Below are 24,612 nucleotides of genomic sequence, written 5' to 3'. Positions count from 1 at the left end.
CGGGATTGATCCCGAGCTGTTCTCCCACACGGCGGAACGCTCCGGTCCTCGTGGCGGGGTCTTGACGGGCTTCCAGAGTCATCCGCGTGGCGCGTTCGCGGAGCTCGTCGGGGTACTTCCGTGGTGCTGGCATGCTCTGCATCCTTCCGTTGGATCAGAGCCTCCACCAGACCCGGGGCGATTCACCGTCCGCGGGGTCGGCTACCGGATGGCGGAGCAATGACCGGCCGGCGGCGCTACCAAGGATTAGCGGCCCGGTTCTTCCTCGCCCAGCTGCTGGTGGTGGGGGCCAGCGTGCTGGCCGCGGTGGTGGTGGCCTCCCTGGCCGGCCCACCACTGTTCCACGAGCACCTGGAACAGGCCGGGGCCGGACACGATGCAGCCCAGATGCTGCACGTGGAGCAGGCCTACCGGGACGCCAATTTCTGGACCCTGGGCGTGGCCCTGGCCACGGCCTTGATCTGTTGTCTGGCATTGACCTGGCATGTCGCCCGCCGGATCCAGAGTCCGATCAACGCCCTGACCCAGGCGGCCAAGGCCATGGCCGGTGGACGGTACGACACCCGCGTGCCGGCCATGGGCGCCGGCACCGAGGTGGAGGAGCTGGCAGGGTCTTTCAACACCATGGCCGCACGGCTTCAGCGCACCGAGGACACCCGTCGACGGATGCTCTCGGACCTGGCCCACGAGCTGCGCACCCCCGTCTCCGTGCTGACCGTCTACCACGAGGCCCTGCAAGACGGGGTGTCCCACTGGGACGAGCCCACCGGTGAGCTGATGGGCGAGCAGCTGGCCCGGTTGACCCGGCTGGTGGAGGACATCAACGACGTCTCCCGCGCCGAGGAGGGCCGGATCGAACTGGACCGCAGCCCCCAAGGGGTCAGCGGGCTGCTGCATGCCGCGACCGAGGCCCACAAGGAGGCCTACGCCACCAAGGGCGTGGCCCTGACCATGGACGCCGATCCGGGCCTGGCCGTGGACGTGGACCGCCAGCGCATGGGCCAGGTCCTGGACAACCTGCTCACCAACGCCCTGCGCCACACCCCGGCCGGGGGCCGGGTCACCCTCGAGGCCCGACAAAGCCCGTCCGGGGTCACGCTCAGCGTCACCGACACCGGGGAGGGGATCTCTCCCGAGCACCTGCCGCACGTCTTCGAACGCTTCTACCGCGGGGACACCGCCCGCGACCGTGACCACGGCGGCTCCGGGGTCGGCCTGGCCATCTCCCGAGCTCTCATCCAGACCCACGGCGGCACCTTGAGCGTCACCTCCACCACGGCCGGGGCGACGTTCACCATCGACCTGCCCACCAAGCAGCCCCCCGACCAGCCCACCTACCGGCGCACCCGTTTATCCACCGTGAACACCGGCGCTCCACCCCTTGAATGATACCCCCGGGGGGTATATACCAAGTGGAGAGGCGCCGTCCGGCGCCGCCCTCAGACCTGAAGGAGACCGTCATGACCGAATCCGCCCGCACCCCGCTGCCGGGGGCCACCAACGGCTGCTCGTGCTGCGCCCCAGCCGCCGACGCCACCGCCCCCGCCGGGCACCAGAGTGCCGACCCAACCGGGACGAGCGCCGGCGACGCGACCTACCAGGTGGAGGGCATGACCTGCGGACACTGCGTGGGCTCCGTCGCCGAGGCCGTGAGCGCCCTGGACGGGGTGGACGATGTCCGGGTCGAACTGGTCGCCGGCGGGGCCTCCCCCGTCACCGTGACCGGGCCCGCCTCCGCGGACTCCGTGCGGACGGCCATCGAAGCGGCCGGCTACCGCGTCCGGATCTAACCGACCCATCCCCTCGAGGTCGGCGCCCCACCGCCGAGCCGGTCGCCGAACAGACCGCCGAGCAGAAGGAACACCATGAGCACCCCGCACCACCACGATCACCCCACCGACCAGACCGCCGAACACCCAGACCCGAACCCCCACGCCGGCCACGCCAACCACACCGACCATGCCGCCCACCACCCCGCGGACGCGGCCACCCACGGGCAGGCCATGCCCCAGGGCCACGCCCACTCGGCCCTGGACGAGGACCACCAGGTCCACGACCACGGTCAGCACGCCGGGCATTCCACCGCGATGTTCAAGAACCGGTTCTGGGTCTCACTGGTGCTCTCCATCCCGGTGGTGTTCTTCAGCCACATGGTCGGGCAGCTGCTGGGCTACCACGTCCCCGAGTTCCCGGGCTCGGCGTGGATCGCCCCGGTGCTGGGCACCGTGATCTACCTCTATGGCGGCATGCCCTTCCTGAAGGGCGGGCTGACCGAGTTGCGCGCCCGCCAGCCCGGGATGATGCTGCTGATCGCGATGGCCATCACGGTGGCCTTCGTCGCCTCCTGGGTCACGACCCTGGGCATCGGGGACCTGATGCTGGACTTCTGGTGGGAGCTGGCGCTGCTGGTGGTCATCATGCTGCTGGGCCACTGGATGGAGATGCGCGCCCTGGGCGCGGCCTCCTCCGCCTTGGACGCGCTGGCGGCGCTGCTGCCGGAGGAGGCCGAGAAGGTCGTGGACGGTGACACCATCACCGTGCCGATCACCGAGTTGGCCGTGGGCGATGTGGTGCTAGTGCGGGCCGGGGCCCGGGTGCCGGCCGACGGGACCATCCTCGAGGGCGCCGCGGAGTTCGACGAGGCGATGATCACCGGGGAGTCGAAGCCCGTGCTGCGCCAGGCCGGGGACACGGTGGTCGCTGGGACCGTGGCCACCGACAACACCGTGCGGGTGAAGGTGGCCGCCGTCGGGACCGACACGACCCTGGCCGGGATCCAGCGGATGGTCGCCGACGCCCAGGAATCCTCCTCCCGCGCCCAGGCGTTGGCCGACCGGGCGGCGGCCCTGCTGTTCTGGTTCGCCCTGGTTGCGGCGATCATCACCGCGATCGTGTGGACCGCGATCGGCCAGCCCACCGACGCGGTCACCCGCACCGTGACCGTGCTGGTCATCGCCTGCCCGCACGCCCTGGGCCTGGCCATCCCGCTGGTGATCGCCCTCTCCACGGAGAAGGCCGCCAAGTCCGGGGTCCTGATCAAGGACCGGATGGCCCTGGAGCGGATGCGCACCATCGACGTGGTCCTGTTCGACAAGACCGGCACCCTGACCGAGGGCGCCCACGTCGTCACCGCCGTCACCGCGATGCCCGGCGTGTCCGAGGCAGAACTGCTGGCGGTGGCCGCCGCGGCCGAGGCTGACAGCGAGCACCCCGTGGCCCGGGCCATCGTCACCGCCGCCGGGCAGCACCCGCAGGCCAGCACGTTGCGCAAGCGCGGCACGGACTTCAGTGCTGCCATGGGCCGCGGGGTGCGCGCCACCGTGGACGGCTCCGAGATCCTCGTCGGGGGCCCGAACATGCTGCGCGAGCTTAACCTGACCATGCCGGCGGAGATCACTGAGCACACCGCCTCCTGGACCGCGCGCGGGGCCGGGGTGTTGCACGTGCTGCGCGAGGGGTCCGTTATCGGCGCGGTCGCCGTGGAGGACAAGGTCCGCCCCGAGTCCCGGGCCGCCGTGGCCGCCCTGCACGCCCGCGGCATCAAGGTCGCGATGATCACCGGCGATGCCCGTCAGGTCGCCGAGGCCGTCGGGGCGGACCTGGGCATCGACGAGGTCTTCGCCGAGGTCCTCCCCCAGGACAAGGACACCAAGGTCACCGAGTTGCAGTCCCGGGGACTGTCCGTGGCCATGGTGGGCGACGGCGTCAACGACGCCCCGGCGCTGGCGCGGGCCGAGGTCGGCATCGCCATCGGCGCCGGCACCGACGTGGCCATGGAGTCCGCCGGCGTTGTGCTGGCCAGCAACGACCCCCGCGCGGTGCTGTCGATGATCGAGCTCTCCCAGGCCAGCTACACCAAGATGATCCAGAACCTGGTGTGGGCCACCGGCTACAACGTGCTCGCCGTGCCGCTGGCCGCCGGCGTGCTCGCCCCGATCGGGTTCGTGCTCTCCCCCGCGGTGGGCGCGATCCTGATGTCCGCCTCCACCATCGTGGTCGCCCTCAACGCCCAACTGCTGCGCCGGATCAACCTGGACCCGGGCCACCTGGCCCCCCTCGGCGCCCCCCGGCCGGAGGCTGCCCTTCAACCCGCGACCTCCTGATCGCGCCTCTTGGCGCGAACTCTGATATGAACCCTCAACCCACTGTGGAAGGACCCACCATGAAACGCACCATGACGCTGACCGCCCTGGCCCTGGCCTCCGCCCTGACCTTGACCGCCTGCGGCACCGGCGCCCAGGACGAGAACGCCGGCGCTGAGGCCTCGGCCACTGCGACCAGCTCCGCCCCGGCCGCCACCCCTGCGGCCACGGCCACCGCGACACCGTCCACCACGGCGACCGGTTCGGCTGAGGAGGTCTCCGCCGAGCACAACGACGCGGACGTGATGTTCGCCCAAATGATGATCCCGCACCACCAGCAGGCCGTTGAGATGAGCGAGATGCTGCTGGCCAAGGATGACGTCCCGGCGGAGGTGGCCGCGTTCGCCCAGAAGGTCATCGACGCCCAGGGGCCGGAGATCAAGCGCATGAACTCCATGCTCACCGCCTGGGGCCAAGACCCCGTGGACACGGACGGCATGGACGGTATGGAGGGCATGGACCACGGCGGGATGTCCGGGATGATGTCCGAGGAGGACATGACCGCCCTCGACCAGGCCCAGGGCACCGAGGCCGCCCGGTTGTACCTGGAGCAGATGACCGCCCACCACAAGGGCGCCGTGGACATGGCCAAGGACGAGGCCAAGGACGGCCAGAACCCGCAGGCCGTGCAGCTCGCCGAGCAGGTCATCGCCGACCAGGAGGCCGAGATCACCGAAATGCAACAGATGCTCGACAAGCTCTGAGCACCGTCGTCCGCTGCGGGCATCCGGTGAGACGCGGCTGGCGATAGACCCCGAAACCGGAACGGGTCCTCCAGGAAAGGAGACGAGCATGCAGGACAAGATCAAGGTCGCGGTGAACGGGTACGGGGTCATCGGCAAACGCGTCGCCGACGCGGTCCGGGCCCAGGAGGACATGGCGCTGGTCGGAGTCAGTGACGTCATCGCTGACTACCGGATCGCGACTGCGGCCGGGAAGGGTATCCCCGTCTACGCCTCTACCGAGCAGGCCCTACCGGTGATGGCGGATGCCGGCCTTCCCGTCGTCGGAGGCCTGCACGACCTGCTCGAGAACGTTGACGTCATGGTGGACTGCACCCCGGCCCAGGTGGGCGCCGGCAACCTGGAGCTCTACCGTGCCCACGGGGTCAAATCCGTGTTCCAGGGCGGGGAGAAGCACGATCTCACCGGCCACTCCTTCGTCGCCCACGCCAACTACGCCACCGCCCTGGGCCGGGACAGCACCCGGGTGGTGTCCTGCAATACCACCGCCACCGTCCGGGCCCTTACCGCGCTGAAGGACGTCGGACTGCTGTCCAAGGCCCGGGGGGTGCTCATCCGCCGGGCCACCGATCCGTGGGAATCGGACCATTCCGGGATCATGAACACCATCGTCCCCGAGGGCCGAATCCCCAGCCATCAGGGGCCCGACGCCCAGTCGGTGGTCCCGGACCTGGACGTGGTCACCATGGCCGCCAAGGGAGCCCACACTCAGAACCACCTGCACTACTGGACGATCGAGCTCACCCGCCCGGCCGAGAAGCAGGAGGTGTTGGAGGCGTTCCGGGCGATGCCGCGGATCGCCTTCGTCCGGCGCTCGGACGGCGTCGTGGCGGTCAATAGCACCGTGGAACTCATGGAGGACCTGGGCCGGCCCCGGGGTGATATGTATGAGGTGGCCCTCTGGGAAGACATCCTCACCGTGGACGGCAACGAGCTGTACTACACCTACACGGTGGACAACCAGGCGATCGTCGTCCCCGAGAACATCGACGCGATCCGGGCCCTCACCGGAACCGTCGACGACGGCGGCGAGTCCATCCGGCGCACCGACCGCGCCGTGGGGGTGCGCCAGGACTTCGTGCGCTCCTCGGTGGCTGCCCGTTGAACTGCGCGGCAGACGCCGCTGAGGCGGTGCCCGGCCCCAGGAATGGGGGGGGTGGTCGGACACCGCTTCGGCGGCCGCGGACTACCGCAGCGGTCCTATGGCCTCCGGTCAGGTGCGAGAGGCCGTCGCGATCGCGTTGATGGCCTCATCCAACACCGCATTGAACTGCGCTGGGCTCTGGGCCGTACTCAGCCCTTCGGTCAGGGCGCGGGAGAAGCTGGCGATCACGCCGTGGTTGCGGGCCAGCAGGGTGGTGGCCTGGGCCCGGGTATAGCCGCCCGACAGGGCCAGGACGCGGATCACTCGGGGATGGTCCACGAACTCGCGGTAGAAGTCCGCCCGCTCCGGCAGCGTCACTTTGAGGATGACCGACTGGTCGTCTCCGAGCTTGTCCAGTTGGGCGAGGATTGCCGCCTTGAGCTGGTCCTCCACCTCGGCCTTGCGGGGGCTGCGGATATCCACCTCGGGCTCGATGATGGGCACCAGCCCGGTAACGAGGATCTGACGGGCGAGCCCGAACTGCTGCTCCACGACGGAGCCCACCCCGTCCCCGGGCAGCTTGATGACCGAGCGCATCTTCGTCCCGAACATGTGCTTTTCGACGGTCGAGACAGTAAGTCATCCAGGTGCGGGATGGGTTTCATGAGCTGGGCGCCTTGCTGTTCCGGGGCCAAGCCCTGGTCGATTTTGAGGAAGGGCACGATGCCTTTGCTGTTCCACAGGTAGTCGCCCGTGGGGGAACCCTCCACCTGGCGGTTCATTGTGTTCTCGAACAGGATGGCCCCCATGACGCGCTCACCGTCGAAGCTGGGGCTGGTGATGATACGTGTGCGCACCTGTTGTACCAGGTCGAACATCTCCTCTGGGCCGGAGTAGGCATCCTTGTCGATCCCGTAGAGGTGCAAGGCCGCCGGGGTGCTGCCCCCGCTCTGGCCCAGCGCCGCGACGAATCCGGCACCGTTCCTGACCCTCTGATACTTCTCCGAGTCCATGGGAGCCTTCCGCGGCGAGGGAGCACGGTGGTCCGGGTTCCCTGCTCGCGTCATGGACGACTGGCCGCCCTCAAGGGGGAACGGTCATCAGCAGGCTCAACCCAGGGTGACGAGCAGGTCCGCGCAGGCCTGCTCACACCGGCGGCAGGCCTCGGCACACACCTTGCAGTGCTCGTGCATCTGGGCGTGGCTCTCGCATTCGTCCCCGCACGTCTTGCAGGCGGCCCGGCAGGCCTCGAGCAGGGCGCGGGTGGTCTCGACGTTGTTGCCGGTCTGCCGGGACAGCATCCGGCCTGTGGCGGCGCAAACATCGGCGCAGTCCAGGTTCAACCGGATGCACTGCCTCAGGTCGGCCACCATGTCCTCGGCCAGGCAGGCGTCCGCGCAGGCCGTGCAGGTCTGGGCGCACTCGAAGCAGGCCTGGATGCACTCGGCCAGCTTCTGCCGGTCGATGTTGCCCACATTCTTTGGGTAGGTGTCCAGCATGGCGCTCACGTGATGGGTCATGATGTGCTCCTTCGTCGATCTGATCCGACGCACCGGCCTTCGCCGGCCCGCCCTGCCATCGACCGTAGACCGCCCCGCCGACGCGGGTGAAGGGCTCAACCTTGAAGGTTCCGTGAAGATCGCCGGCCACGGAGGCCCGCGGACTCCTTTACGGGCAGGGATGACGCAGGTGTGACCAGCCGCCCCTCAGCCCGGCCGACGGCCCTGAGGACCACGCCGACGGGGAGGACCAGCAGGGCTCGCCTCAACGTGGATCCTGTCGGACCGGACGGTCGGTGTCGGGAAGAGCGCTTATGCGATCCGACCAGGGGCGTCGAGGCCGCCGGTGCAGGCCGCCCCGGGCTCAGGCGCGTCGGGGGAGTGCCAGTACTCGGCCACGAACTGCTCGATCCGTTCATCCTCCGGGGAATCCACCGCCACCTGCGCCTGCCAGGCCGAAAGCACGATGGGCGAATCCAGGCCCTCGTAGGGGGCCAGGACGACATAGGCGGCCGGTAGGGCCGTCCGCAGGGCATCGACTTGCTCCTGTGAGAGCGCCTCGGAATCGTAGGCGACCCAGGCGGCACCGTGCTCCAAAGCGTGCACGGCATTCTCGTTGGGTACCGCTTCGGTGTAGACCCCACAGTTGAGCCAGGCGCTGGCATGATCGCCACCCACCGGCGGCGACTGCTCGTAGTCCACAGGGGTGCTCACGTGGTTAGCGCTGAGCCCCTCGAAGGTCTGCAGCCCGGCGATCTCAATGTCCTCCCGAGCCTGGGGCGGAGGATTCTGAATCACGGCGAGCGTCACCAGCCCGCCGACCACGGCGATGGCGGTGAGCGCTCCCGCTCCGACCAGAACCTTCCGCCGACGTTCAGCCTTGGCTTCCGGGTCTGCCGTGAGTTTGGTTGACATCTGATCTGTGGTCCCGGGAGGGACTGCTGGAAGGATGACCCCATGCCCGCTGCATACCCCCGAGAGTTCCGCCAGGACGTGGTCGCGATCGCCCGTAAGGGTCAGATGCCGATCGCGCAGGTCGCTAAGGACTTCGGCATCGCCGAGTCCTGCCTACGGCGCTGGCTGGCCCAGGATGATGTCGAGGCCGGGATCCGGCCCGGCATCACCAAGGCTGAGAACGAGGAGCTGAAGGCTCTCAAGCGCCGCAACCGCGAGTTGGAGATGGAGAACGAGGTCCTACGGCGTGCGGCCGCGTATCTGTCCCAGGCGAACCTGAAGTTGGGTCAGTCCCCAAAATGACCTATCCCGTCGTGAAGGACCTGGCCCGCGACGGGATTCCCGTGAAACTCTCCTGCCGGGTCCTCGGGTTCTCCCGTCAGGCCTACTACCAGTGGCTGGCCGAACCTGTCAGCGAGCGGGAATGGTCCGACGCGCATGCCGCCAACGCCGCCCTCGATGCCCATGCCGATGACCCGGAGTTCGGATACCGGTTCCTGGCTGATGCGCTCCGCGGCCGTGGCCTGGCCGTGTCGGACCATCAGGTGTTGAAGGCCTGTCGGCTCGTGAAGGTCCGCTGCTGCCACTCGATCCGTCGCGGCTCGGGCAAGCGTCCTGGCCCTGCCGTTCATGATGATCTGGTTCGTCGTGAGTTCCGCGCTGAGAAGCCGAACCAGCTGTGGCTCACGGACATCTCAGAGCATTGGGCCGGGGATTCCAAGCTCTATCTCTGCGCGGTCAAGGACGTGTTCTCGAACCGGATCGTGGGCTACTCGATCGATCGGCGGATGAGCTCGCAGCTGGCTGTGGATGCCCTGCAGATGGCTCTGGCCCGGCGTGGAGGCAAGGCCGAGGTGCAGGGTTGCCGGGTGCATTCGGATCGAGGATCGCAATTTCGAGCCAGGCGATTCGTGGAGACGCTCCGGGTCAACGGCCTGGTCGGGTCGATGGACGGGGTCGGTGCTGCTGGGGACAACGCGGCGATGGAATCCTTCTTCGCGCTGTTGCAGAAGAACGTGCTGAATCGGCGTCGCTGGGACTCCTTCGACCAGCTCCGGCTCGCGATCGTGAGCTGGATCGAGCGGACCTATCACCGCCGTCGTAGGCAGGCCCGTCTCGGGAGACTCACCCCTGTCGAGTTCGAGATGGTTCAATCAGTCCAGGCGGCTGCCGCCGCCTGATAACTCGTGTCAAGCAAACTCATGGCAGACCCTTTTGGCGCGCTCGGGGGAAGGACCATGGGAAGGGTTCTGAGGGTGGGCAAAAGTCTGGACAGAACCCCGTGGGCCGAAAGGCGGGCGGTTTCTGATTTTTGGCGCTCTGTCGGGGGCGAGTGTGTCGGCTCCTAGGCCCGCCGGCCGGGAGCGCAGCGAGCGGTCGGCGGGCGCGGCCCGCCCGGGCGTCCGGGCAGCCGGGGTGCGGGGCGGCTTGAGCGCCCGCGATGGCGGCTGTGGCCTATCCCGTCCACGCGGTGATGTTTCCTCGGCTGGTGCTTGCAGGCGGAGTTGAGGTGTTCGATGGGCCGGCGTGGCAGTCCGTGGACGAGATCGGCAGTGCCCCATACCGGCGTGAGCCGTACGTCCGGGTGAAGCTGCCTGACGAGGTTGTGGATGCGAAGGCAGCCCGGTGGTCTCGCACGCACGTGCTCCTGCACTGGATCCCGGCCCCAGACGCTGCCCCGCGGAATGCGTGGGTGCCGGCGCAATGGGTCACGCGAATCAGTCGAGACGAGTCGAGCTGGCGGGCACCATACGACTTGCCCGCGTAAGCGAAGGGTTGTTGGTTCGAATCCAACCGGGGGAGCCGAGCAGAGGCCCCTGCACCGACCATGTCGGTGTGGGGGCTTCTGCGTGCCTGGAGGACGACCGGGAAGGCGCGGTTGGGTTCACAGGCAGGGCTACACAAAGCAGCACCAGATCGGGGTTGCACTTCTTCGCCACTGTGGTGTGACCATCTGATTGCCTGATTTTCATTGCCCGCCTGCCCTCGCGCACCGGCGAGGGCAGGCAGCTGTCTGAACGGAGTTCTTCATGGCGGGGTCGGTACCGATTCACGGAATGCGCAGCGCAGCTGTGGCTTGGTTGGTTGAGGCAGGGGTGGACCCGGCGGTCTTCCATCCGCGACAGAGTCCAGTGTTCAGCGAGAATTCCTTCTCCGCGGGCCGCGACGACGTGGATGATCTTTGGCGTACGGGCGCACGGATCAGCTGGTTGGGCGGGCCGGCCGTCTCACTCGGGGGGGTGGCCTCGGACCGCCGCAGGCTCAGCAATGGCCCACGTCGCGACCTTCCACCTGGGCGATGCCCACGCTGCGCTCGGGGATCCGAAGGAGCGCGGCTGGCCTGACGAAGCCGCGGAATTGCTGCCGGAGGACGGGTACATCCAGGTCTTCCATGATCTGGAGACCTATGGGTATGAACCGGACGACGTTGAAGCGCGAGGCTGGCTGGTCACATGGCACGCGGACGACCCCAGTCAGGCCCGTCCACCTCTCGTCGAATGCGATGACGACTCCAATGCACCTGGTTCAACGGCTCAGCTCGGACTGTTCTATCCAGGCTGGACGATCCCCTCGCCTCTGGATTTCGACGGGCTGACGGACGGGACGTTCACAGCGGCTGACGCGGCCATCGATGAGCTGGACTCTGCATGGGTGGCGCAGCGCCACCCTGCCCAGCAGGAGCCGCACCCCATTCCTTCCACGCGCTTGCTGGGTCATAGCTCCACCGGGGACTTGGGGCCACGAGAGGAGATCTTGCCCGCCGCGTTGCCGCTGGCTGCCGAGGGCGACGATTACGTCCTCCTCGCCGAGATTGAATCGTGGACCACCTTGAATGGCTGGTTCGGTGACGCTTCCAGTCTCGAAATCTGGATGCGGCGAGATGATCTGCGTGCGCGACGGTTCAGCGAGTGCTGGTGCATCATCCGCACGGATTGACTTCGGCAGGAGCCGCTTGCTGCAGCATGAACGTGGCCTGGGTCCTCACCCGTCGCCGCCACGGCCATGTGTCGCGGTGCCGTAGATCAGGCGTGTCGGACTCGGACAAACATGATCCCAACCCAGGACAGGGTCCCAAGGATGGCCGGCGCGGCGTACATGTCTGCGGGGCCACCCATGTACCAGGCGAAGCCTGCTACGGGCGCCACACGGCGAAGGCCACGAATCTAGCCATCGCCAGGAGCGAGCTGATGGGGCGGAGGACGAAGCCGATCACGGCCATGGCTGCCGTGCCGATCAGAGACCGCACGGTGGGCGTCCGTCGACGAGGGAGGCGAGGCAGTCCTGTACGGGGTCCTTCCGGAGGGGCCGAGGCGGCCCGGACCGGCCCGGACCGGCCCGGGGCGCACGGGGCCGGCCGGGCCGGCCTACGGGCCGGACGGCTCAGCCCTGGGCCGTCACGACGTCTTCGTCGACCCAGTCGCGGGAGCGTTCCACGGCCTTCTTCCACAGCCGCAGGGCGCGCTCAGCCTCCTCCTCGTCCATGGTGGGCTCCCAGCGCTTGTCCTCCTCCCAGTTGGCCACGAGCTCGTCCTGGGACGACCAGAACCCCACCGCCAGGCCTGCGGCGTAGGCGGCGCCGAGAGCGGTGGTCTCGATGACCTTGGGGCGCACGACGGGCACGCGCAGCAGGTCCGCCTGGAACTGCATGAGCAGCTCGTTGGCGACCATGCCACCGTCGACCTTCAGTTCGGTGAGGTCCACGCCGGAGTCCGCGTTCATGGCGTCCAGGACCTCGCGGCTCTGGAAGGCGGTGGCCTCGAGCGCCGCGCGGGCGATGTGCCCCTTGTTGACGTAACGGGTCATGCCCACCATGGCGCCGCGGGCCGTCGCGTCCCAGTGCGGGGCGAAGAGGCCGGAGAACGCGGGGACGAAGTACACGCCGCCGTTGTCCTCCACACCGGCGGCCAGGGTCTCGACCTCCGGGGCGCTGCCGATCATCCCGAGGTTGTCCCGCAGCCACTGGATCAGCGAGCCGGTGACGGCGATCGAGCCCTCCAGCGCGTACACCGGCTTCTGGTCGCCAATGCGGTACGCCACCGTGGTGAGCAGGCCGTTGTCCGAGTGCACCGGCTCCTCGCCGGTGTTGATCAGCATGAAGTTGCCGGTGCCGTACGTGTTCTTGGCCTGGCCGACCTCGAAGCACGCCTGGCCGAAGGTCGCCGCATGCTGGTCGCCCAGGATGCCGGTGATCGGCGTCTCGCGCAGCAGCTGGCTGCCGGCCACGGTGCCCACCTCGGCGGAGGAGCTGACGATCTCCGGGAGCATGGACATCGGAATGCCCATGTCCGCGCAGATCTCCTCGTTCCAGTCGAGGGTGTCCAGGTTCATCAGCATGGTGCGGGAGGCGTTGGTGACGTCGGTGACGTGCCGGCCGCCCTCGCCGCCGCCGGTGAGATTCCACACGAGCCACGAGTCCGTGGTGCCGAAGATGAGGTCGCCGTTCTCAGCGGCCTCCCGGGCCCCGTCCACGTTCTCCAGAATCCAGGCCACCTTGGGGCCGGAGAAGTACGTGGCCAGGGGCAGCCCGACGCGCTCCTTGTAGCGGTCCGCGCCGACGTCGCCGGCCAGGCGCTCGCAGAGGCGGTCGGTGCGGGTGTCCTGCCACACGATGGCGTTGTACACCGGCCTGCCGGTGTTGCGGTCCCACACCACGGTGGTCTCACGCTGGTTCGTGATGCCCACGGCGGCGACGTCGTGTCGGGTCACCTCGGCGCGGGCCAGGGCCTCGCCGATGACCTCGCGGGTGTTCGTCCAGATCTCCACCGGGTCGTGCTCCACCCAGCCGGCGCGCGGGAAGATCTGCTCGTGTTCGCGCTGACCAGTGGACACGATGGCCCCACTGTGGTCGAAGAGGATCGCGCGCGTGGACGTGGTGCCCTGGTCGATGGCCATCACGTAGCGGGGGGTGGTCATGTCCTACTCCTTCGTAGGTGGTCACGGGGGTGTGGGGGTGGCGGGCACGTTCCCGCAGGGGAATGTGCCCGCCCGGGGCGGACGGGCGGACTGCTCAGAGGGACGGGCTGCTCAGGCGAACAGAGGCGCGGCGAGGCCGGCCAGGACGGCGCCGACGAGCGGGCCGACGATCGGCACCCAGGCGTAGCCCCAGTCCGAGCTGCCCTTGTGCCGGATCGGCGCGACGGCGTGGAACAGGCGGGGGCCCAGGTCGCGCACCGGGTTGATGGCGTACCCCGTGGGGCCGCCCAGGCTCGCGCCGATCGCGACGACGAGCAGGGCCACCGCGAGCGGGCCGAGCCCGGAGGGGGTGGAGCCGAAGAGCAGGATCACGAACACCAGGACGAACGTGGCGATCACCTCGGTGACCATGTTCCACAGCGGGTTGCGGATCTCGGGGCCTGTGGCGAAGGTGCCCAGGATCGCCCCCTGGTCCGTCTCCGCCCGGTAGTGGTCGCGGTAGGCCAGCCAGGCCAGGGCCGCGCCGAGGAAGGCACCGATCAGCTGCGCCGCGAAGTACGCGAGCGTGGTGCCGAGGGTCACGGCGATGCCGGGGGCGTACTCCTCGGCGCCGCTGACGAGCAGGCCGACGGTCACGGCGGGGTTCAGGTGCGCGCCGGTCGCGGAAGCGACGTAGACGCCCGCGAAGACGCCCAGCCCCCAGCCGAAGTTGATGAGCAGCCAACCTCCGCCGTTGCCCTTGGTCTTCGTCAGGACGACGTTGGCGACGACGCCGACGCCGAGCAGGAGGAGGATCGCCGTGCCGGCGATCTCATGCAGGAAGATCGTGCCCATGGACGGGCTCCTTTCAGCGAACGGGGGCGGTGTCGGCGGCTGCGAGCGCGGCGGCGGCGGTGACGTCGTCGTGGGCGGTCTCACCGCGGAGGCGGGCGGCGACGAGGTCCTTGTACGCGCGGATCTCACCGGCGATGCGCTCTTCATCCCAGCCCAGCTCGGGGGCCACGAGGGACGCGATCTCCTCGGCTGCCGCGACGCCGCGATCGCGGACCTCGGTGGACAGGCGCGTGCGGCGCTCGATGACGTCGTCCAGGTGGACGACGCCCTCGGCCCGAGCCGCGTGGACGATCTCGGCGCGCAGGTAGCGCGGCGCCTCGGCGAGAGGGACGCCCAGGGACCGGTCGGCGTCGATCAGGTCGAGCACGTGGCGCAGCACGGTGCCGTAGCGGAACAGGAGCCGGTCCACGCGGGCCTCGTCCAGGCCATAATCGGCGGCGATGCGGTCCGCCTCCGCCTCGATCTCCGAGTAGCCGAGGCCGCCGAGCACGGGGATGTGCTCGGTGAGGCTGGGACGGGTCTGGTGGGTCTCGCGCACCACGAAGTCCACGACGTCCTCGGCCATGGCCCGGTACGTGGTCCACTTGCCGCCGGCCACGGCGGTGAGGCCGGGGGCCACCTCGGTGACGGTGTGCTCACGGGAGATCTTGGTGGAGGCGCCGTCGGAGCCGGCGACCGGCTGCAGCAGCGGCCGCAGGCCGGCGTACGTGGCGACCACGTCGTCACGCGTGAGGTCCTCCTTCAGCACCGCGTTGGCGTGCTCGAGGATGTAGTCGATGTCGTCCGCGGTGGCGGCCGGATGGGCCACGTCCTCCGCCCACGGGGTGTCCGTGGTGCCGATCACCCAGTACTCGTCCCACGGGATGAGGAACAGCACGGACTTCTCCGTCTTGGTGATCACGCCGGTGGCGGCGTCGGCGCGGATGCGGTCGCGCGGCACGGTGATGTGGGCGCCCTTGGAGGCGAGCACCTCCAGGCCGCCGTCGGCCTCGGCCAGCTCCTGCTGCTCCTGGGTCCACACGCCCCCGGCCAGGATGACGGCGCGCGCGTGCACGTCGAACTCCTCGCCGGAGGTCTCCTCGCGGACACGCACGCCCTGCACACGGCCGTTGTCGCCGCGCAGGTAGCCGGTGACGGCGGTGTAGTTGGCGGCCACGGCGCCGTGGTCCACGGCGGAGCGCACGAGCATCATGGCCAGGCGGGCGTCGTCGAACTGGGCGTCGGCGTACTCCACCGCGCCGACGATCTTCTCGTCGTCGAGGGAGGGGAAGGTCGCGGCCATGGAGCGGCGGCTGAGATGGCGGTGCGCGCCCATCGCGCGGCGGCGGCCGAGCGACTGCATGGCGTCGTACATGGTGACGCCGGCGCCGATGAAGCCGCGGTCGATCACCTTGTGGAAGAACGGGAAGACGAAGCGCAGGGGGCGCACCAGGTGGGGCGCGGTCTGGGTGAGCAGCAGGTCGCGCTCCCGCAGCGCCTCGTACACCAGCTTGACGTCCAGCATCTCGAGGTAGCGCAGGCCACCGTGCATGAGGCGGGAGGAGCGGGACGAGGTCCCGGAGGCCCAGTCGCGGGCCTCGACGATGCCCACGTCGAGGCCGCGGGTGGCCGCGTCGAACGCGGCGCCGACGCCGGTGGAGCCGCCGCCCACGATCAGGATGTCGAGGGGGGCCTCCGGGCTGGTGGCCCGGAGGCGGGCGAGGTGGTCCTCCCGCGTGGCGGCGGAGAGGGGGACGGTTCGCAGGGTCGGCATGGAGGGGTTGCTCCTTTATCGGTGGAGACACAGTGTAGTGGCGTGGCTCACGATACCCGGTGTCACATCACGAGATCCGGTATCAGCACGAGCCGAGGTCCATGATGTCACTCCCGGGCCGCGGGTACGCACGCGGCGGCCACGCGCGGGGCCGGTCTCGCGGAACCTGAGCCGCTCGTACAGGGGCACGTTGGCGCGCGTGGAGGATTCGAGGCAGACGCCGACGCCGGCCTGCCGTGCGTCGCGCTGGGGACGCTTCACGAGGGCCCGGGCCACGCCGCGGCCGCAGGGTGCCCCCGATGACGCGGTCGAACATGTCCGCGAGCCGCTCCCGCCGGCGACTGCGGGGCAGGAGGAACACCGTGTGCGGGTCGGTGAGGAACGCCTCGGCGAGGACGCCGGCCACCCGGGCCACGGCGTCGTCGCCCGCCTGCGCGCGGAACTCGCCGCCGTCCGTGCCCACGCCGCCGACGACGACGCCGCGCGCCTGCCGGAGACGGGAAGTGGTGCGTCGGCCCTCGTCGGTGCAGAAGCCCTCTCCTCCGGACGCAGATCGTCCGACCGTTCCGTGCGTGGCTAACATTCGACCATGGTGGAATCCTCCGCGCCGTCGAAGCTCTCCGTGCAGCCCGACGTTCGCGTTCGTGGCGCCCGCGAACACAATCTGCAGGATGTCGACCTCACGGTGCCGCGCGATGCAACCGTCGTCTTCACCGGTGTGTCCGGCTCGGGAAAGTCCTCGCTGGCGTTCGGGACGCTGTACGCCGAGTCTCAGCGACGCTATCTGGAGTCGGTCGCACCGTACGCCCGCCGCCTGATCGATCAGGCGGGAGTGCCCGATGTCGACTCGATCACGGGGATGCCGCCGGCGGTCGCCCAGCAGCAGCAGCGGGGTTCCGGGAACACCCGATCGACCGTGGGCAGCATCACCACATTGTCGAGCTCGGTACGGATGCTGTACTCCAGGGCCGGGGACTACCCGGATGGACAACCCATGTTGTATGCGGAGGACTTCTCCGCGAACACAGTCCAAGGGGCCTGCTCGGAATGCCACGGCATCGGCCGCGTGTACGCGGTGGACGAGCAGCAGATGGTCCCTGACCCATCGCTCACCATCCGTGAACGCGCCATCGCTTCCTGGCCGACCGCGTGGCACGGCCACCAGCTGCGCGACGTCCTGGTCGCCCTCGGTTACGACGTCGATGTGCCGTGGCGGGATCTTCCGAAGAAGGACCGGGACTGGATCCTGTACACCGATGAGACCCCCTTCGTCCCGGTCCACTCCCGGCTCACGCTCTCCGAGTCCAAAGCTGCGATCGACGCAGGCGTGGAGCCGAGCTACTCGGGCACATTCGTCGGGGCCCGCCGATACATCCTGGACACGTTCGCGAACACGAAGAGCGCCTCGATGAAACGGCGCGTCGCGCAGTTCCTCACCGCTGCGATCTGCCCGGTCTGCGATGGCAAGCGGCTGAAGCCCGAGGCGCTGTCTGTCACGTTCGAAGGCTTCGACATCGCCGAATTCTCCCAACTGCCGCTCCGGGAACTTGTCACGATCCTCTCGGGAGTCGTCGCACGCGTGGAGGGCCACGAGGCGGCCTCTTCCGATGTGCGACCCACCCCAAGCCGAGCACCAGAGAAGCATGCTGCTGCGGTCCAGCTCGCTTCAGGGGTACTGCAGCGGCTTCGTCCACTGGTCGATCTGGGACTGGGCTACTTGTCATTGAGTCGGACGACGCCAACGCTGTCGGGCGGCGAGCTGCAGCGACTCCGGCTCGCGACGCAACTCAGCTCTGATCTCTTCGGGGTCGTCTACGTCCTCGACGAGCCATCGGCGGGGCTGCATCCGCAGGACGTGGCGGCGCTCCTCCAGATTTTGGATGGACTCAAGGGGCGAGGGAACAGCCTGTTCATCGTCGAACACTCCGTGGCTGTGATGCGGCACGCGGACTGGCTGGTCGACATCGGCCCCGGTGCCGGTGAACACGGCGGCCGCGTGCTCTACAGCGGCCCGCCCGACGGGCTCGCCGGTGTCACGGAGTCCGTGACACGCGGATACCTCTTCGGCGGCCGCGGTCTCCCTCTTCGCACACCCCGTGAGGCACACAGTTGGCTGCGCCTGGAGAACGTGACGCGGAACAACCTGCACGACCTCACCGTCGATATCCCCCTGGGTGTCTTCACCGCGGTGACGGGCGTGTCCGGGTCCGGCAAGTCGAGTCTGGTCAGCCAGGCCCTTCCGTCGCTGCTTGGCGATCGCCTTGGCCAGGCTGTCCGGGGCGATGACGAGCCGGTCAGCGACGAGTCACTGCTCGCGGATGCGCCGGAACATCTCGAAGGGCGCGTCGCCGGGCCCGTCACCGGTGTGCAGCGGCTGGTCGTCATCGACCAGCGGCCCATCGGCCGGACCCCGCGGTCGAACGTCGCCACCTATACCGGGCTGTTCGATCACGTGCGTCGTCGATTCGCAGACACCCCGGAAGCTCGTTCCCGCGGGTACAAGCCTGGCCACTTCTCCTTCAATGTCGCCGGCGGGCGCTGCCCGACCTGCGAGGGCGAGGGATCGGTGATGGTCGAGCTCCTCTTCCTGCCGTCCGTGTACACCGAATGCCCCGACTGCCACGGCACCCGATACAAGGCATCAACGCTCGAGATCACGTGGCGCGGGCGCACGATCGCTGACGTGTTGTCGATGAGCGTCGAGGAGGCGAACCTGTTCTTCGTGGGCGATGAGAAGATCACTCGATCGCTGGCAGCTTTGTCGGACGTCGGACTCGACTACCTCCGGCTGGGTCAACCGGCAACCGAGCTTTCCGGGGGTGAGGCGCAGCGTGTCAAGCTCGCAACCGAGTTGCAGCGCGCGCAGCGCGGAGACACGCTGTACGTCTTGGACGAGCCGACGTCCGGGCTCCACTGCGCCGACACGGATCGTCTCGTCGCGCACCTGCAGACGCTGGTCGATGCGGGCAACACGGTCGTCGCGGCGGAGCTGGACATGCGCGTTGTCGCGGTGGCCGATCACGTGATCGATCTTGGACCCGGCGCGGGCGACGCCGGCGGGACCGTGGTTGCAGCTGGTACGCCCGCCCACGTCGCGGATCAGGGCGTCGGTGCTTCCTCGGGCTACCTCGCCGCCGCACTGCAGGCAGCCACCAACGTGACCCCAACGTGACGAGCGTGCCGCTGTGCGATATGAGAATCGCACAGCGGCACGCTCGACGGGGTCGTGGTCTCAGGCGGGGAGCTTGGAGGCCAGGACGTCCAACTTCTCGATCGTCGGCTCGCTGAACAGTTTGCCGGTCTGCTCGCCGAGAGCGGTCGCAACTGCGCCGGACAGGTGCGCGTCGCGGCCGGCGTCGTCGGGGAACACGTCGAAGATCCCGAAGGAGGACGGGCCGAGACGGATCGCGAACCACGCGACGGTGGCCGGCTCCTCCTCGACGAGCCCTCGCCCGATGCCGAGGAATTCCTGGACCTCGTCTTCCTTGCCGGGCAGGGCCTCCAGCCTGACAAGCAGTCCCTTCGTCACGCTCATGCCATCACCTCTTCCTGGGTCGAATTGCTCGCAAATGACGCCCCGATCGTAGCGCAGATCACAGTCAGGTCATCGGGCGAGCGGCTGGTGGTCGGGTTCCCGTCCACCGCGACGTCCTGGTCGACGACGTCAGCACCGGCGTTGCGCAGGCCCGTGCGGATGCTCGGGAAGGGCGTCAAGGTGCGACCTTCGACCACACCGGCCTCGATCAGCGTCCACGGCCCGTGACAGGCGGCGGTGCAGCCGTGGTGGCCGGGTGCCTGGTGCACTCGGACCGGGGCTCGCAGTTCCGATCTGGACTTTTTCAGGACGCGCGCACCCGTCATGGGCCGATCGGCACGATGGGCCAGGTCAGCCCAGTCGGGGACAACGCGGCCATGGAGTCCTTCTTCGCGCTCCTCCAGAAGAGCGTGCTCGACCGATGTCAATGGGCCACCCGGGACGAGCTGCGGGCGGGGCTCACCACCTGGATCGAGAGGACCTATCACCGCCGCCGACGGCAAGACCGTCTGAGCCGGCTGACCCCCATCGAGTACGAGCTGGCCATGGACCACACGCCCGCTCACGCGGCGTGACGACGACTGTCACCTACACGTGCATCAGTCCCGGTCCTCGCACTTCCTCGGGGGATTCACCCAGCCCTTCTCCCTGCGGTCTTCTGCAGTCATGTCTCGAGTCATCTGCGTGGTCTTCCCCCATGCCTCCTGAACCTCAGCCGCACTCATGCTCGGCTTCCAGACCTTCACCCACACTGCTTCAGCGGCGAAGACGAGGAACATCGCGACAGCGCCGCACACGGCAACCCCCGCAGAGACAAACCAGCCGACGATTCCTCCCACGATCGGGGGAACCACGAAGCTCCACACGGCATAGCCCCAGCCGCCCGGGGAAGGGTGGGCCGCTGCGACCACAAAAGGCCGCTCACCACAGGCGACCAAGATCGAGCTGACCACCACAGCGGTCACAGCGAGCCCCAGCGAGAACCATCCACCGAGAGGTGAATCGCCCCGGGTCTGGTGGAGGCTCTGATCCAACGGAAGGATGCAGAGCATGCCAGCACCACGGAAGTACCCCGACGAGCTCCGCGAACGCGCCACGCGGATGACTCTGGAAGCCCGTCAAGACCCCGCCACGAGGACCGGAGCGTTCCGCCGTGTGGGAGAACAGCTCGGGATCAATCCCGGGGCAGCGGGGAGAGGGCGGCGAGGAGAGGGCGGCGGGGAGAGGGCGGCACCGCGCGCTCAGCCCTACGCTCGGACCCATGACCGAGCACACATCCGAGCACACCCCCGAGAACCCCCACGTCGTCCGCCGCGGCTCCGGCGTCCCGCTGATCGAGGTGCACGGCAACAGCGTGGACCACCGGCTGCTGCTGCCGCTCGACGACGCCCTCGCCGAGGCCGGGGAGGTCGAGCGGATCTACGTGGACCTGCCGGGCTTCGGCCGGACCTCGGCCCTCCAGGACGACGGCGGCCTCCCCGAGCTCGCCGCCTGGCTCGTGGACTGGATCCGCGCGGAGGTCGGCGAGCGGCCGTTCGCGGTGCTCGGCAACTCCCTCGGCGGCCTGCTCGCCCGGCACGTGGCGGCCGAGTTCGGCGCGCAGGTGTTGGGGCTGGGGCTGCTCGCGCCCGTCGTCGACCCGGACGAGGACCGGCGCACCCGCACCGACCTGGTGGTGCGCGAGCGCGACGACGCCTTCATGTCTACCCTCGACCCCGACGACGCCGCCCCGTTCCTCGAGATGTCCCCGCGGCTGACGCGGGACACGTGGGAGCGGTTCCGCGAGCACGCGCTGCCGGGCGTCCGCGCCGTGGACGAGGAGGCGCTGAAGCGCCTGTCCGCGCGCTACGTCCTGGACGCCGTGCCGGAGGAGGCCGCGCCGCCGTTCGAGGGGCCCGCCCTGATCCTCACCGGCCGGGAGGACCACCTCGTCGGCTACCGGGACCAGGCCGCGCTCCTGGAGCATTACCCGCGCGCCACCTACGCGGCGCTCGACGCCGCCGGCCACAACGTGCACCTGGACCAGCCGGAGGTCGCCGAGGCGCTCGTCCGCGCGTGGGCGGTGCAGGTGGGCCGCGCGGCGTCGGACTGAGGCGGGGTCAGGGGGAGGGACGGGCCTCCACCCGGGCCTCCGCCTCGGCGCCCGCCCCCACCCCGACGCCGGCCCGCGCCAGCAGGCCGTCGGCCACCCGCAGCAGGGCGGCGACCGCCACGAAGAACACGAGGATCGCCACCACGTAGACGGCGACGCCGTCGTAGCCCAGCCGCGGGACGTCCAGGATCGTGTACGGGTACCAGTCCAGCCACGGCCCGCGCAGCAGCGTGAACGCCAGCCAGGCGAGCGGGATGAGCGTGGACAACCACACCACCCGCCACGTGATCTGCCGCCGCGGCCCGAAGACCGCCCACAGCACCGGGGTGAGGATCGGCGTGACGATGTGCTGCAGGGTGTCGTTGAACCGCTCGACGGCGGTCATCGGGTCGGCGTCCCGCAGCAGCACGTTGAACACCACGCCCGTGATCACGATGCACACCACCCCCGTCACCCGCAGCACCCGGAACAGCGTGCCCGGCCGGTGCAGGCGCAGCGCCAGCAGCAGGGACGTCAGCCCCACCAGGAAGTTCGAGAGGAACGTGAAGTACGTGGGCTGGTTGAGCATGTGCTCCCAGCCGCCCTCGAGCACGCCCGCGTAGCCCGCGTCGGCCGGCAGGTCCGAGGACTTCCACGAGCCGATCCACAGTGAGAGCAGGTTGCCGCCCAGGGACAGGGCCGCGGCGACGGCGAAGGCAGGCCGCGCCGTCGTCGTCCAGCGGCCGGAGGGGGTGGGGAGGGTCATGCGCCCATCCTGCCGGAGCGCGACGCCGCCCCCGGTGCACTGGCCGAGCCGCTCGGGCCGGCGGGCGTGTCCCGGCCGGCGGTCCGGACCCTACGCTCGGCACCATGATCCGGACCCCCTGGACCCGCACCCCCGCCGGCGCGAGGCGCGCGCGCCGCCCCCGACAGTTCCGCCGCGTGACGACGACCGGGCCCGCCGCCGTGGACGTGGCCTGGGCCCGCTACGCCGACCTGCGCCTGTGGCCGCGGTGGGCTCCGCAGATCCGCGCCGTGGAGGCGCCACGGCGCCGGCTGCGGGCCGGGCTTCGCGGCGTGGTCCACGCGCCCCTGGGGCTGCGCGTCCCGTTCGTGGTCGAGGAGGTCGACGACGACGCCCGCACCTGGCGGTGGACGGTGCGGGTGGCCGGGACGGCGGTCTCCATGACGCACGACCTCACCGCCACCCCCCGCGGCACCCGGGCGGGGCTGACGGTCCACGGGCCCGCCGTCGTCGCCCTGGCCTACCGACTGCCGGCCCGCGTGGCGCTGCGGCGGCTGTGCCGGGCGCACCTCTGAGGGCGGACCGCCGGGCCGGGCCTGTGGCCAGGGGCCCCGCCCGCCTCACACCGCCGCGGCGTCGGTCCGCAGCTCGACGCGCGGCCAGTCGGCGAGGTCGGCGAGCATCTGCCGGTCGTGGGTCACCACGACGACGGCCTGCTCCGTGACCTGCAGGGCCTCGGTCATCTCGTCCACGAGCGCGGGGGAGAGGTGGTTCGTCGGCTCGTCCAGCAGCAGCACGTGGGGGCGCTCGAAGAGCACCATCGCCAGGTGCAGACGGGCCTGCTGCCCCTGGGACAGGCGTCCGACCGGGGTGTCCGCGGCCTCGGCGGTGAGCAGCCCGAGCGAGGGCAGCGTGGGGGCCGGCAGGGGACGGCCCAGGTCGTCGACGCCGGCCTCGTCCGCGCCGACGCGGCGCACGTGCTCCTCGAACACGGCGGCGGCGGTGCGCTCCTCGTCCCACGCGGGGGTCTCCTGCGCCACGAGGCGCACGCGCACGTCGGCGCCCACGGTCACCAAGCCGCTCGTGGGCTCCAGGTCCCCGGCGAGCACGCGCAGCAGCGTGGACTTCCCGGCCCCGTTCGGGCCCGTCACCAGCACGCGGCCGCCCGGCACGAGGGCCGCGCCCATCGGCTGCTCGAGCCGCCCGGCCACGCGCACGGCGTCCGCGGTGAGCAGGACGTCGTCGCCCGCCGTGCCCGGCCCGCCCGCCGTGCCCGCCGCCGCGTCCGCGCCGTCCCGCGGGTCGCCGTCGGGCATGTCCGCGAACGGCCAGTCCAGGCGCAGGGGCGGCTCGGGCACGGTGATCCGGTGCGCCTCCAGCTCGTCGAAGCGCCGGTTGAACATCTGCACGATCCCCGCCGACCGGCTCGAGCGCTGGTGCTTGCCGGTGCCCTTCGGGGGCCGCCACGAGCCCTGCATCTGCTCCCGCGCGTCCTCCACGGCCAGCTCCAGCCGCTCGCGCTCGGCGTTCTGCTCGGCGTACTCCTGCTCCCAGGCGGCCCGGGCGCGGCGGCGCCCCTTCGCCCAGCCGGCGTACCCGCCGGAGTACCGCCGCGGCCGCCCGTCCTGGCTGGGATCCAGGTCCACGATGTCGGTGCACACGGCGCGCAGCAGGGCGCGGTCGTGGCTGACGACGGCGACCCCGCCCGGGTGCTCCACCAGCCGGCGGGTGAGGAAGTCCAGGGCGACGTCGTCCAGGTGGTTGGTCGGCTCGTCCAGCAGCAGGAGGTCCGGCCGGGAGCCGAGGGTGACGGCCAGGCGCACCCGGTGGCGCTGGCCGACCGAGAGCGATGTGAGGGGGCGCTCGCGGTCCGTGCACGCGTGCAGCCCCTCGAGGTCCATGTCCACGCGCCGGCCGGCGTCCCAGGCGTCGTAGAGGTGGGCCCGCTCCAGCGCGGTGGAGTACCGGTGTCCGGCGCCGGCGTCGTCGGGGGCCTCGGCCAGGGCGGCCGCGGCGGCGTCCAGGGCCTCGAGTGCGGCGTGCGGGCCCGTGAGGGCGTCGCGGACCAGGTCGCCCACCGTGCGGGAGCGCCCGTCGGCCCGCGCCCGCAGCGCCTGCGGGACGAACGCGAGCGTGCCCGCCCGCGTCACGCGGCCGACGTCGGGCGTGATCCGGCCCGTGAGCACGTGGAGCAGCGTGGTCTTGCCGCGCCCGTTCTCACCCACGATCCCGAGCCGCGAGCCGGCGTTGATCCGCACCGTGGCGTCCGTGAGCACGCGGTGCCCGCCGAGCGAGACGGTCAGGTGCTCGCCGCGCAGGTGGGCGGCGAGCACCTGAC

20 protein-coding genes and 2 pseudogenes are annotated in these 24,612 nt (G+C 70.0%); 11 read left to right on the top strand and 11 right to left on the bottom strand.

The window, feature by feature from the left end; genetic code table 11:
- Positions 1-219: 219 nt before the first annotated feature.
- The 5 genes from J1M44_RS03390 (at position 220) to J1M44_RS03370 (ending at position 5,990) form a co-directional block, all read left to right on the top strand.
- Entirely contained in the window at positions 220-1,389 is a 1,170-nt protein-coding gene (locus J1M44_RS03390) for a sensor histidine kinase (RefSeq protein WP_144824175.1), read from the top strand.
- A gap of 71 nt (positions 1,390-1,460) precedes the next feature.
- Positions 1,461-1,790: a heavy-metal-associated domain-containing protein gene (locus tag J1M44_RS03385; protein ID WP_002854303.1), complete on the top strand. Its 330-nt coding sequence runs from the start codon at positions 1,461-1,463 to the stop codon at positions 1,788-1,790.
- Between the two features lie 75 nt (positions 1,791-1,865).
- Complete coding sequence (locus J1M44_RS03380; RefSeq protein WP_144824176.1) at positions 1,866-4,103, top strand: copper-translocating P-type ATPase; 2,238 nt, start codon at positions 1,866-1,868, stop codon at positions 4,101-4,103.
- A gap of 59 nt (positions 4,104-4,162) precedes the next feature.
- Entirely contained in the window at positions 4,163-4,846 is a 684-nt protein-coding gene (locus tag J1M44_RS03375) for a DUF305 domain-containing protein (RefSeq protein ID WP_002854313.1), read from the top strand.
- An 88-nt stretch (positions 4,847-4,934) separates the two neighbouring features.
- Positions 4,935-5,990: a type II glyceraldehyde-3-phosphate dehydrogenase gene (locus J1M44_RS03370; protein WP_144824177.1), complete on the top strand. Its 1,056-nt coding sequence runs from the start codon at positions 4,935-4,937 to the stop codon at positions 5,988-5,990.
- 108 nt (positions 5,991-6,098) lie between these two features.
- Here the strand turns inward: J1M44_RS03370 and J1M44_RS11610 are convergent, their stop codons facing one another.
- The 3 genes from J1M44_RS11610 to J1M44_RS03355 form a co-directional block, all read right to left on the bottom strand.
- Entirely contained in the window at positions 6,099-6,581 is a 483-nt protein-coding gene (locus J1M44_RS11610; RefSeq protein WP_017488143.1) for a hypothetical protein, read from the bottom strand.
- A 497-nt stretch (positions 6,582-7,078) separates the two neighbouring features.
- Complete coding sequence (locus tag J1M44_RS03360) at positions 7,079-7,489, bottom strand: four-helix bundle copper-binding protein (RefSeq protein ID WP_002854316.1); 411 nt, start codon at positions 7,487-7,489, stop codon at positions 7,079-7,081.
- Positions 7,490-7,780: 291 nt separating this feature from the next.
- Positions 7,781-8,383, bottom strand: coding sequence for a DUF3105 domain-containing protein (locus J1M44_RS03355; RefSeq protein WP_060775539.1), 603 nt, complete (start codon positions 8,381-8,383; stop codon positions 7,781-7,783).
- Between the two features lie 42 nt (positions 8,384-8,425).
- On the opposite strand from J1M44_RS03355, the pseudogene J1M44_RS03350 reads away from it, so the two are divergent.
- Both J1M44_RS03350 and J1M44_RS03345 read left to right on the top strand, forming a co-directional pair.
- Positions 8,426-9,603: pseudogene (locus tag J1M44_RS03350) on the top strand (IS3 family transposase).
- Between the two features lie 994 nt (positions 9,604-10,597).
- Entirely contained in the window at positions 10,598-11,359 is a 762-nt protein-coding gene (locus J1M44_RS03345; RefSeq protein ID WP_144824178.1) for a DUF1963 domain-containing protein, read from the top strand.
- Positions 11,360-11,803: 444 nt separating this feature from the next.
- On the opposite strand, the gene glpK is transcribed toward J1M44_RS03345, so the two are convergent.
- The 3 genes from glpK to J1M44_RS03330 form a co-directional block, all read right to left on the bottom strand.
- Positions 11,804-13,336 (bottom strand): glycerol kinase GlpK, encoded by a 1,533-nt coding sequence (gene glpK / locus J1M44_RS03340; RefSeq protein WP_144824179.1) that lies wholly within the window; start codon positions 13,334-13,336, stop codon positions 11,804-11,806.
- 111 nt (positions 13,337-13,447) lie between these two features.
- The gene (locus tag J1M44_RS03335) at positions 13,448-14,170 is read right to left on the bottom strand and encodes an MIP/aquaporin family protein (protein WP_060775543.1); all 723 of its coding nucleotides are present in this window, start codon (positions 14,168-14,170) and stop codon (positions 13,448-13,450) included.
- A gap of 13 nt (positions 14,171-14,183) precedes the next feature.
- On the bottom strand, positions 14,184-15,923 hold the full coding sequence (locus J1M44_RS03330) for a glycerol-3-phosphate dehydrogenase/oxidase (RefSeq protein ID WP_144824180.1): 1,740 nt from the start codon (positions 15,921-15,923) through the stop codon (positions 14,184-14,186).
- A gap of 589 nt (positions 15,924-16,512) precedes the next feature.
- Here J1M44_RS03330 and J1M44_RS03325 point away from each other — a divergent pair.
- Entirely contained in the window at positions 16,513-19,095 is a 2,583-nt protein-coding gene (locus J1M44_RS03325; RefSeq protein ID WP_144824181.1) for an excinuclease ABC subunit UvrA, read from the top strand.
- A gap of 60 nt (positions 19,096-19,155) precedes the next feature.
- On the opposite strand, the gene J1M44_RS03320 is transcribed toward J1M44_RS03325, so the two are convergent.
- Both J1M44_RS03320 and J1M44_RS03315 read right to left on the bottom strand, forming a co-directional pair.
- Positions 19,156-19,458, bottom strand: a complete 303-nt coding sequence (locus J1M44_RS03320; RefSeq protein ID WP_076697299.1) for a putative quinol monooxygenase — start codon at positions 19,456-19,458, stop codon at positions 19,156-19,158.
- Positions 19,455-19,784 (bottom strand): DJ-1/PfpI family protein, encoded by a 330-nt coding sequence (locus J1M44_RS03315; protein WP_390895750.1) that lies wholly within the window; start codon positions 19,782-19,784, stop codon positions 19,455-19,457. The genes J1M44_RS03320 and J1M44_RS03315 overlap by 4 nt, the downstream gene beginning before the upstream one ends.
- On the opposite strand from J1M44_RS03315, the pseudogene J1M44_RS11605 reads away from it, so the two are divergent.
- Positions 19,719-20,033 (top strand): annotated as a pseudogene (locus tag J1M44_RS11605) (IS3 family transposase); the annotation flags it as partial. The gene J1M44_RS03315 and the pseudogene J1M44_RS11605 sit on opposite strands and share 66 nt — an antisense overlap.
- Positions 20,034-20,057: 24 nt before the next feature.
- On the opposite strand, the gene J1M44_RS03305 reads toward J1M44_RS11605, so the two are convergent.
- Positions 20,058-20,510, bottom strand: coding sequence for a hypothetical protein (locus J1M44_RS03305; protein ID WP_206480545.1), 453 nt, complete (start codon positions 20,508-20,510; stop codon positions 20,058-20,060).
- A gap of 209 nt (positions 20,511-20,719) precedes the next feature.
- Here J1M44_RS03305 and J1M44_RS03300 point away from each other — a divergent pair, with 209 nt between their 5' ends.
- Entirely contained in the window at positions 20,720-21,550 is an 831-nt protein-coding gene (locus J1M44_RS03300; RefSeq protein ID WP_078025319.1) for an alpha/beta fold hydrolase, read from the top strand.
- A gap of 7 nt (positions 21,551-21,557) precedes the next feature.
- On the opposite strand, the gene J1M44_RS03295 is transcribed toward J1M44_RS03300, so the two are convergent.
- Positions 21,558-22,295, bottom strand: a complete 738-nt coding sequence (locus J1M44_RS03295) for a Pr6Pr family membrane protein (protein WP_020627044.1) — start codon at positions 22,293-22,295, stop codon at positions 21,558-21,560.
- 104 nt (positions 22,296-22,399) lie between these two features.
- Between J1M44_RS03295 and J1M44_RS03290 the strand changes: the two genes are divergently transcribed.
- Positions 22,400-22,849: an SRPBCC family protein gene (locus J1M44_RS03290; protein ID WP_020627043.1), complete on the top strand. Its 450-nt coding sequence runs from the start codon at positions 22,400-22,402 to the stop codon at positions 22,847-22,849.
- A 45-nt stretch (positions 22,850-22,894) separates the two neighbouring features.
- Here J1M44_RS03290 and J1M44_RS03285 read toward each other — a convergent pair whose 3' ends face one another.
- Complete coding sequence (locus tag J1M44_RS03285) at positions 22,895-24,607, bottom strand: ATP-binding cassette domain-containing protein (RefSeq protein ID WP_206480546.1); 1,713 nt, start codon at positions 24,605-24,607, stop codon at positions 22,895-22,897.
- Positions 24,608-24,612 lie beyond the last annotated feature (5 nt).

The organism is Micrococcus sp. KRD128, from assembly GCF_017168395.1.
Taxonomy (GTDB): Bacteria; Actinomycetota; Actinomycetes; order Actinomycetales; family Micrococcaceae; genus Micrococcus; species Micrococcus luteus.
Note: the sequence above shows the minus strand (reverse complement) of the source record. Positions and strands in the feature narration are given on the sequence as shown.